Origin of the sequence: Streptomyces sp. NPDC060028 (assembly GCF_042736725.1) — a bacterium.
Lineage (GTDB): Bacteria > Actinomycetota > Actinomycetes > Streptomycetales > Streptomycetaceae > Streptomyces.
The window spans coordinates 1,925-9,760 of record NZ_JBHWVJ010000147.1; the positions used below are offsets into that span (position 1 = coordinate 1,925).

Annotated in this window: 5 protein-coding genes and 2 pseudogenes; 1 reads left to right on the forward strand and 6 read right to left on the reverse strand. The window is 70.1% G+C overall.

The window, feature by feature from the left end; genetic code table 11:
• The 3 genes from ACFWBF_RS36440 to ACFWBF_RS36450 form a co-directional block, all read right to left on the reverse strand.
• Nucleotides 1-2,642 (reverse strand): AAA family ATPase (locus tag ACFWBF_RS36440; protein WP_385609139.1); only part of this gene is annotated, 2,642 nt, incomplete at its 3' end.
• A 17-nt stretch (nt 2,643-2,659) separates the two neighbouring features.
• A complete protein-coding gene (locus ACFWBF_RS36445) occupies nt 2,660-4,189 on the reverse strand; it encodes a hypothetical protein (protein WP_385609140.1) in 1,530 nt (509 codons plus the stop codon).
• A gap of 354 nt (nt 4,190-4,543) precedes the next feature.
• Nucleotides 4,544-5,044, reverse strand: coding sequence for a hypothetical protein (locus ACFWBF_RS36450; RefSeq protein ID WP_385609141.1), 501 nt, complete (start codon nt 5,042-5,044; stop codon nt 4,544-4,546).
• A 174-nt stretch (nt 5,045-5,218) separates the two neighbouring features.
• Here ACFWBF_RS36450 and ACFWBF_RS36455 point away from each other — a divergent pair.
• Nucleotides 5,219-5,380, forward strand: a pseudogene (locus tag ACFWBF_RS36455) (hypothetical protein); the annotation flags it as partial.
• On the opposite strand, the gene ACFWBF_RS36460 reads toward ACFWBF_RS36455, so the two are convergent.
• The 3 genes and pseudogenes from ACFWBF_RS36460 to ACFWBF_RS36470 all read right to left on the reverse strand — a co-directional run.
• Nucleotides 5,376-6,491 (reverse strand): IS630 family transposase, encoded by a 1,116-nt coding sequence (locus tag ACFWBF_RS36460; RefSeq protein WP_385609142.1) that lies wholly within the window; start codon nt 6,489-6,491, stop codon nt 5,376-5,378. The pseudogene ACFWBF_RS36455 and the gene ACFWBF_RS36460 overlap by 5 nt on opposite strands.
• Before the next feature lie 89 nt (nt 6,492-6,580).
• On the reverse strand, nt 6,581-7,030 hold the full coding sequence (locus ACFWBF_RS36465; RefSeq protein ID WP_385609143.1) for a hypothetical protein: 450 nt from the start codon (nt 7,028-7,030) through the stop codon (nt 6,581-6,583).
• Nucleotides 7,031-7,066: 36 nt separating this feature from the next.
• Nucleotides 7,067-7,836 (reverse strand): annotated as a pseudogene (locus tag ACFWBF_RS36470) (hypothetical protein); the annotation flags it as partial.

A 7,836-nucleotide genomic window follows, 5' to 3' on the forward strand; every position in this document is an offset into this window, starting at 1 on the left:
ACGGTGTGGCCGGTGAGGGGTTCACCGACTTGGGTTCCGGTGGTGGGGTCCCAGATTCGCACCGTCCTGTCCGCGCCGGCGCTGGCGAGGCGGGGGGTGCCGTCGGGTGCGGTGAACGCCGTCATTGCCGTCACCGAGCCTGTGTGGCCGTTGAGTTGGAGGTGGAGCGGGCGGCGGTGGACGGTGCCGGCGGTCAGGTTGGGGGGCCAGGCCTGGGGTCTGTGGGTGAGGGGTTCGGCGGGGGGCGGGGTGCCTTGGATGTAGGTGGTGCCGAGTCGGCGCCACCATCGGCGCCAGCTGAGCGGGTCGTGGCGTGGCTGGTCGTGGTCGGTCTCGTGGGCGCGGTGCTGGAGGAGGACGGTTCCGGCGATTGCGGGCGGCAGGTCGCTCGGGGCGAGGTCGGGGTGGAGTGTGTTGGTGGTGATGCTGGTGAGGTCGAGGGTGTCGAGGACGTCGAGGTGGTCGGCGAGTGTGTGGAGAGCTCCGGCGGTGTGCCCGAGGCGTGCGTGGGTGATGAGGTGGTGACGCGTGTAGGGGCTGATGTCCTCGGGCCGTGGGGCGGTGCCGCCGCCGGGGCCGTGAGAACCCAGAGTGTGGTGGGCGTGGGCGGTGAGGGCGTTGGTGATGGCGGCGTGGACGGTGGGGGTGTCGGGGGCGGTGGTGAAGTGTTCGGTGAAGGTCCGGTGGGCGAGGCGGTAGACGCTTTGGCCGTGGTCCTGGTCGAGGGCGAGGTAGGGGGCGGCGTCGCGGACCAGGCCGGGGATGCCGGCACCGCTGTCACCGGTGCCGCCTGGGGTGAGGGCGCCGGCGGCGGTGGCCCAGATGCCGTCCTGGTCGGGCAGGCCGCGGCCTTGGGTGAGGCCGAGGGCGCGCAGGAGGGGGGTGTAGCGGGCGTCGGTGCGGTGCAGGCGCTCCAGGGCGCGGGTGAAGAGCTGGCGGTGGGTGCGACTGATCAGCGGGGCGGGGTCGGTGAGGAGGGCGGGGTCGGCCAGGAGTTCGTGGGCGGCGAGGCGGGCGTAGAGGAACTGCTGGGGTTCGGCGCCGTCCTGCTGGTGCTCGGTGACCAGGCGGTGGACGGCGGTGGCGATGGCTGTGTCGTCGGCGTTGAGGGTGCCGCGGTGCTTGGCGGCGTGGAGTTTGTCGCGCAGGTATCCGGCGAGGGCTTCGCGATCCTGCGGTACCTCGACGTATTGGGTTCCGGCGGCCTGGCCGCCGTCGGCTTCGGCTTCGGCCAGGTGGGGGTGGAGGGCGTCGAGGAGGTCGGTGTCGTCGGGGGCGGGCTGGTCGGGGCCTTCGTGGGTGGAGCGGCGGGTGCCGACGACTATGCGGACCTGGGGGAGGGCGGCGAGGGGGCGCAGGATCTGGTCGGCGATGACGAGGGGTTGGTCGGCTTCGTCGAGGGCGTCGAACAGCAGGGTCAGCGGCTTGTGGCGTGTGCGTAGTGCGGTGAGGAGGCGGCTGGTGAGGTCGGCGGGGGGCTGGCCTTCGGCGGCCTGCTGGGCGAGGTCGGGCAGGCCTGCTGTCTGGGCGATGAGGTGGAGGGTGCGGGCGGGGGTGAGGCCGGAGAGGTGGGCGGTGAGGTCGAACGGGTCGTCGGGGCAGGGGATGCCGGCGGGCAGGGGCTTGAGGTGGCCGTGGCGGGTCAGGACGTCACGCAGGCGGGTGTTGGTGTAGAGCAGGACGTGGCCGAGGAGGGCGGATTTACCGGCGCCGGCGGGGCCGGTGACCACCAGGGCGCCGCTGGTGGCGGTGGCCAGCCAGTGCAGGATCTGGTCACGCTGCAGGGTACGGCCCTGGAAGTACCACGCGAGTTCGCCGAGTTCGGCGCCGGATGCCTTGGGCAGGAAGTGGCGCTGTTCGTCAGCGGGGAGCTGGTCGATGACGGCTTGGAGTTCGGCGATTTGGTCCAGGGGCGCGGAGACCGCGCTCGCTGCGTCGGGGAGCGTGCGGACCAGTTGGTCGCGGTGGTCGTCGACGGTATCAGCGCGGTAGCCGCGCAGGTCGCGTGCGAGCTGGCTGCCGAGTTGAGTGAGGCCGATGGTCTTTTGCCCGAGGAAGGTGATGGTTAGGGCGTGCTTGAGGGCGCGGGTGAAGTCTCCGAGTTCGGCGTAGCCCTCGGCGGCGGTGGACAGCAGTAGGAACCGGTCGGCGCCGCGGTAGCGGGTGATGAGGGTGCTGTGCACCGTGCGGGCGAAGTCCTGGGAGAAGCAGGCGTCCAGGACGACGATCGCCCAGCTGTCCTCGCTGCCGGGGTACAGGCGGCGGTGGCCGATCGCGCGGGCGATGTCCTGAGGGGTGACGCCGTCGTCGATGGGTGCGGCGGTGCGGTGGTGGGCGAGGTGGTCGGCGCTGCCGTGGCCGACCCAGTACAGCACTGTGTTCCCGCGGTAGGAAGTGGTGAGATTCTTCCAGTCGCCGAGCCGGTCCTCGACCGCCTGCCGATCCCGATGCTCCTCCGGGACGGTCCACCGGTTGACGTGCAGGCCGTAGGGAGCGAGCAGGTCGGCGATCGCCTCTACGTGCTGCTCGGTGTCCAGGTCGGGCAGGTAGTCGTGCTGGTAGCAGGTGAAGTTGACCGGGAACAGCTCGACGCCGCCTTCGGGGACCGAGTAGGGCGGGTCGACGGGGTGTGGTGTGGTCATGGGAGAGACCGTGGGCCTCAGGCCTCGGGCGGGGCGACGAGGACGAGCTGGGTGACGGGCGTGTGGCGGCCGGTGTCCAGGACCACCCGATACAGGTCCGGGGCGTCCGCCGTGAAGCGGGCCGAAAGGGCGCCGCCAGTGCGGTCGAGGTCGCGGCGCAGGGTCAGGGGGTGGCCGGGGCGGCCGGTGGTGGCGGAGTGCACGCTCAAGGTGACGCCGACTGGGGTGTCGAGGCCGGTGGCGGTGATGATGAGCGGTTGTCCGAGGGTTCCGCCGAGGTGGGGGGTCTCCAGGCCGGGGCCGGTGCCGCCGCCGCCGAGGTGGGTGCCTTGAGGGCGTTCCAGGGCGATGCGGCGGATCTGCCGCAGGACCTCGTCGTGGCGCATGAGGGTGCCGTGCTGCCCGTAGACGTAGGTGACGGCCTCGGTGCCGATCCGGGCGGAGGGGGTGTGAACGGTGCCATCGCCGTAGGTGTTGCGGCGGGCGGGGATACCGGTGGCCGGGTCGCGGACGAGTTCGAGGTCGTCGCCGATGTCGAAGGCGTGGTGGCGGCCGGCGGCGACGGCGAGGCCAACGTGCCGCTGCTCGTCGAGGGTCTGGACGGTGGGTTGGGCTTCGCCGACGATCGCCCGGTGCCCAGGCAGCGCGAACCCATCCCGGCGGTAGCGGGTGCGCTCGGTCAGGGAGCGGGCGGCCAGGTCCGGGTCGCCGCCGAATCTGGCCACGTCCCCTGCGGTGAGGCGCTCCACGTCCAGGCCGCGGTCCAGGCAGCGGTAGCCGGGCAGCAGGTCGTGCAGTCCGGGCAGGGTCGCGGAGACCGACTGGATGCTTCGTTGCAGCCAGGTCGGCTTCGCCTGGGCGTTCGCGATGTTGACCGCAAGGACGGACTTCGCCGAGCCTAGGAACGGCGTGCCGACGGTGATGACCGTCCGCGTGTCTGCCGCGAGCTCGGGGTCCTGCTCCAGTGCGGCCCGCACCACCAGCCCGCCCATCGAGTGCGCCACGAACACCAGCCGCGGCCGCGCCCCGCCCGCCGCCGCCCACCCCGATGTGCCCGCGACCCGCTCCCGCCACCGGGTCAGGTGCGCACGGGCCGCCCGGGCCAGCAGCGCACCGTTGTAAGAGACGGCCAGGCGCCAGTCGTAGGGGAACGGCGCCACCGCCTCCGGGGCCAGGACGACGCCCGTCAGTGCCTTGTGGACGTCGCTGTAAGGGTCGAGGCCTTCGAAGACGGGCAGCCACCACGGCTTGGCCAGCAGTGTGGTGGCGCGGATGCGGGTCAGCGGCGCCCGCCGGGCGGTGTCGGCGTCGGCGGCCCGCTCCCGCTCGTCCGCGTGCAGGGCGCCGAGCAGGCCCTGGCCGGCCAGCGGGTTGGTGAGCATCGCCAGGTCCACGCCCCACAGCGGGCGGCCCGTCGTGTCCTCCAGGACGCTGCCCATGATCCCGGGCACCACCAAGCACGCGTCCCGGGTCCGGTCGTCGAACACCGGCGGCACTCCCGTGAACGGCGCCCCGGCTGCTGCCCCTTCAGCCCCCACGATCCCCATGCCTCCGACGATAGAGGAGCCCACTCGCCCAGGTACGGGCTTCACCAAAGAAACGCCGTCCGGACGCCGGCCGCCCTCGCGGCGGCGGCTGTCTGGCCCCGACTCGCCCGGGCCACGAAGCACCGGCGGCACGTCGGCGGCCGTTGGCGGTGCTGCGGACCCAGGGGTGATCTGACCGACGCCCAATGGGTGCGGATCGAGCCGCTGCTGCCGGTGGGCAGTCGGTGTTAGGCGACTCTCTGTGTGAGCACGTAGGTGGGGCTCGCGACGCTCGCGATGGACATGAGTGTTGATCTCGGTGGGGAGTCAGATCCTTTTTCGTGTGCGACGACAGGGTGAACACGAAGAGCTGGTTCACGGGAGCGGTTCCGCGTCGGGACGTGCCCATCGTTTGGTGATGTGCGGCTCGGAGTACGGGGCCGGCCATGCTTGCAGCCGGATCTCCTCGGTGTCTTCGGGCTCGTCCTCGCAGTCGAGGTCGGGGAAGGCCGCAGCGGCGAGGTCGCGCCTGGAAGCCCGGATGCGGGTCCACCCGGCGGGCATGTCGAAGCGAGCTGCGGCGTCGATGTCGTCAGTGCAGCCGAGCACTACGAGTCGTCCCGAGGCCAGGTTGAGGCTTGCCTCGACGACGTGGTCGAAGTCGTCGCTGTCATCGCTGGGCTGGTCTGTGAGGAGATGGACGGCAACGGCCACGGTGAAGTTGACGTCAGTGCCGATCGCCAGACCGCCTTCAGCGACTCCGAGCCCGTCCAACACTGTCTGCTCAGTCCACACATCGCTGAAGTCGGCGTCGGAGTCCTCGTCCAGGATGTGGATCTGGAAGTAGTCCGCGAAGAGCTCAAGGTTGGTCGCCACGGAGGCATCATCCCTGTTGCCCAGCAAGGACAGCACGGCGGGGTGAGGCTGATTTCGGACGAGGCGGCTGACCGGGTGATCCGAACATGAATGCTGGCCCGTCTGGAGAGGTTCCGGCTGATTGCTGCAGGTCAGGCGGAGGTGCTGGTGCTGATCGTGGATTCGGACGGCCTCATGGTGGAACGCCGGCTGCGGGCCGGCGAACTGACATGTCCGCCATGTGGGGCCGTGCTCGCACCGTGGGGGCACGGGCGCCCGCGGGAGATCCGTGGTGATCTCGGATCCCGGCTGTTCGTACGTCCTCGCCGTTCACGCTGCACGGGTTGCCAGGTCACGCACGTTTTGCTGCCGGAGGTGGTCTGGCCGCGGCGGATGGATGCGGCCGAGGTGATCTGGGCCGGGCTGGAGATAGCAGCCCTCGGGATGGGCCACCGCCAGATCGCCGGTCGTCTGGGCCTGGGATCTTAGCCCAGGCGTCGGCACCGCGACAGCAGCAGCCCTCGCCGGTCACGATGTGGGGTTGGCGCTGTCGGCGGTGCAGAAAACGCCGGGTTTCGCGGGCGAGATCGTCAGTCGAGGTGGCGCGGGCCGCGTGGACGTGGTGTTTCAGGTCGGCGTTCAGCAGCTCGTCAGGGTTGAGTTCCGGGCTGTAGCCGGGCATCAGGTGCAGCTCGATCCGCTCGGCGTTCTTGGTGAGCCACCGCTTCACGGCCTTGCTGCGGTGGACCGGGTGCCGGTCCACGATGACGTGCACCTTCCGGCGGGCCTGTCGGGCAAGACGGTCGAGGAACGCGCAGAACACGTCCGCGGTGAACTTCTCCGGGAAGACGGTGAACCACAGCACGCCCCGCGAAGCGACCGCAGACATGATGTTGACCTTGAAGCGTCGGCCGTTGACCCGCACGATCGGGGTGTGCCCGGCCGGGGCCCAGGAGCGTCCGGGCGGCGCCGTGTCGGACCGCAGGCCGCACTGATCAGCCCAGACCAGCTCGGCCTTCTCCAGCTTTGCCCGCGCGGCGATCGCCGGGTACTCCTCCTCGAGCCAGGCCCGCACCTGTTCGTCCTGCTGCCGGTAGGAGCGGCGGGCGGGACGCTGCGGCGTGAAGCCGTGCCGACGCAGCCATTTACCCACTCCCTGTTCCGTCATCGACACCCCACACACCAGCCGGATCAGGGCCCTCGTCGAGGCACGGGTCCACATCACCCCGCTCTGCCCCAGGTCGGCCGGGGTGTAGTCCCGCATCGCCTGCAACACCGCACCGCGTGCGGAGTCATCGAGTAACTCGCCTCTCCCCGCCCGTGATTCACGCTCGGCCGCCAGCAGCGCCGGCATGCCACCGGCCTTGAAGGCCCGCCACCAGCTGCCCACCGACCTTTCGGAGACACCGAACATCTCCGCAGCCCGGCCGTACGTCACCACCCGCCCCGACTCCAACGCCGCAACCACCCGCAGCCGAAGATCCTCCTGCGCATCCGGCGCATATCCCCACTCTCGATCACACCCGACCAACGACCAGGCAACCGATGAGTTTCGGCTCAATAGGCAATCAGGGCCTGGAGCTGTTCCCGCTCGGTGTCGTCCGGGTCAACAATGGTGTTCCGATTCTTGGCGATGCTTTGCAAGGCTTTCGAGCAACCGACAAGACACTCCGCGAGCCTCTCGACCTGAAGGAAGCGCCGCGACCGGCGCACGGCAAAGTCCGGGGAATCCGCGGGGTCCGGCGGATTGCTCCACCGGTCGAGGGCCTCGGTCAGGCATTTCTTCAGCTGCTGCATGCTGCTGGCCGTCGCCCTGCCCAGACCGTCGTCCCCCCGGGGCGGTGCGGTGGCACCAGATTCAGCCCAATGCTGCCCCAGCTCCTCCCAGTTCGCCTGGATAACTTCGAACACCTTGCTCGCCTGTTGTCGTTGCTCCAGGATGTCGCGGCGTTGCGTCGAGTTCATCGGGGCTAGCCAGATGGCCCGCTTGAGGACGTCGGTGGTCATGTCGAACAGCCTGCGGACGGTGGTCTGGCCCCAGTCCTATTCGGCGTGGGTGCGGGCAGCGGCGGCAACGGCCGAATCTCCTCTGGGGATGAACGAGCCTTCTTGTTCACGTCTGTCCCCAAGCAGCGTACGCAGACAGGCGACGATCTCACGTTCGCTCCATCGGCTGGCCGCCTCGGATCGCTGCCCTGTGGTCAGCCAGCGGCCGATGGTTTCGGCGGCGTGCTGCACGCGTACTCCCAGGTAGCCCTGCCAGGCTGCCTCAGACAATGGCTCGGCCACTTCGGTCATGGCGGAGGCGAAGCGACCGCGCGCCCGGCGTCGCAGCCGGACCTCCTCGTTGCGGCTGCGGATCTCGGCCAGTTCGCGGGACACCGAGTCGGTCGAACGCAGCCGCGTGAGAACGCCGAGCAGGACCTCGGGGGCCTCGGGAACCAGCTCAATGCTGCCGTCAGAGGCCGCAGTATCTGGGATCTGCGGGAGCGGCGGCGCTTCCCCGGGGTCGGGGACGACATAGGTGAGGAGCCGGCGGACCTGGAGCTGTCCGGTCTGGCGGTAGATCGTCTCCAACGCGGGACGGATGGGTTTGTTCAGCAGAACACCGCCGTCAACGACATATTGCGAGGTGCGGAAGTTGGCTCGTCCGGCTGTCGATGGCCAGGGGCCGTCTCCGCCGCTGCTGGACTGCGGAACAGTCACCCAGTGCGGTTCGAAGGCGGCGGGAAAGGAGGAGGAGCAGCGCGCCGCGACCGCTAGTGCGTTGTCCACGAACGTTCGCCGGGTCGGGTGACATGGGCGATTGGAGT

Bases quoted from the DNA above. Each gene is read 5' to 3' on its own strand.
- ACFWBF_RS36445 (WP_385609140.1), bottom strand. From the start codon at position 4,189: ATGGGGATCGTGGGGGCTGAAGGGGCAGCAGCCGGGGCGCCGTTCACG.
- ACFWBF_RS36465 (WP_385609143.1), bottom strand. From the start codon at position 7,030: ATGACCACCGACGTCCTCAAGCGGGCCATCTGGCTAGCCCCGATGAAC.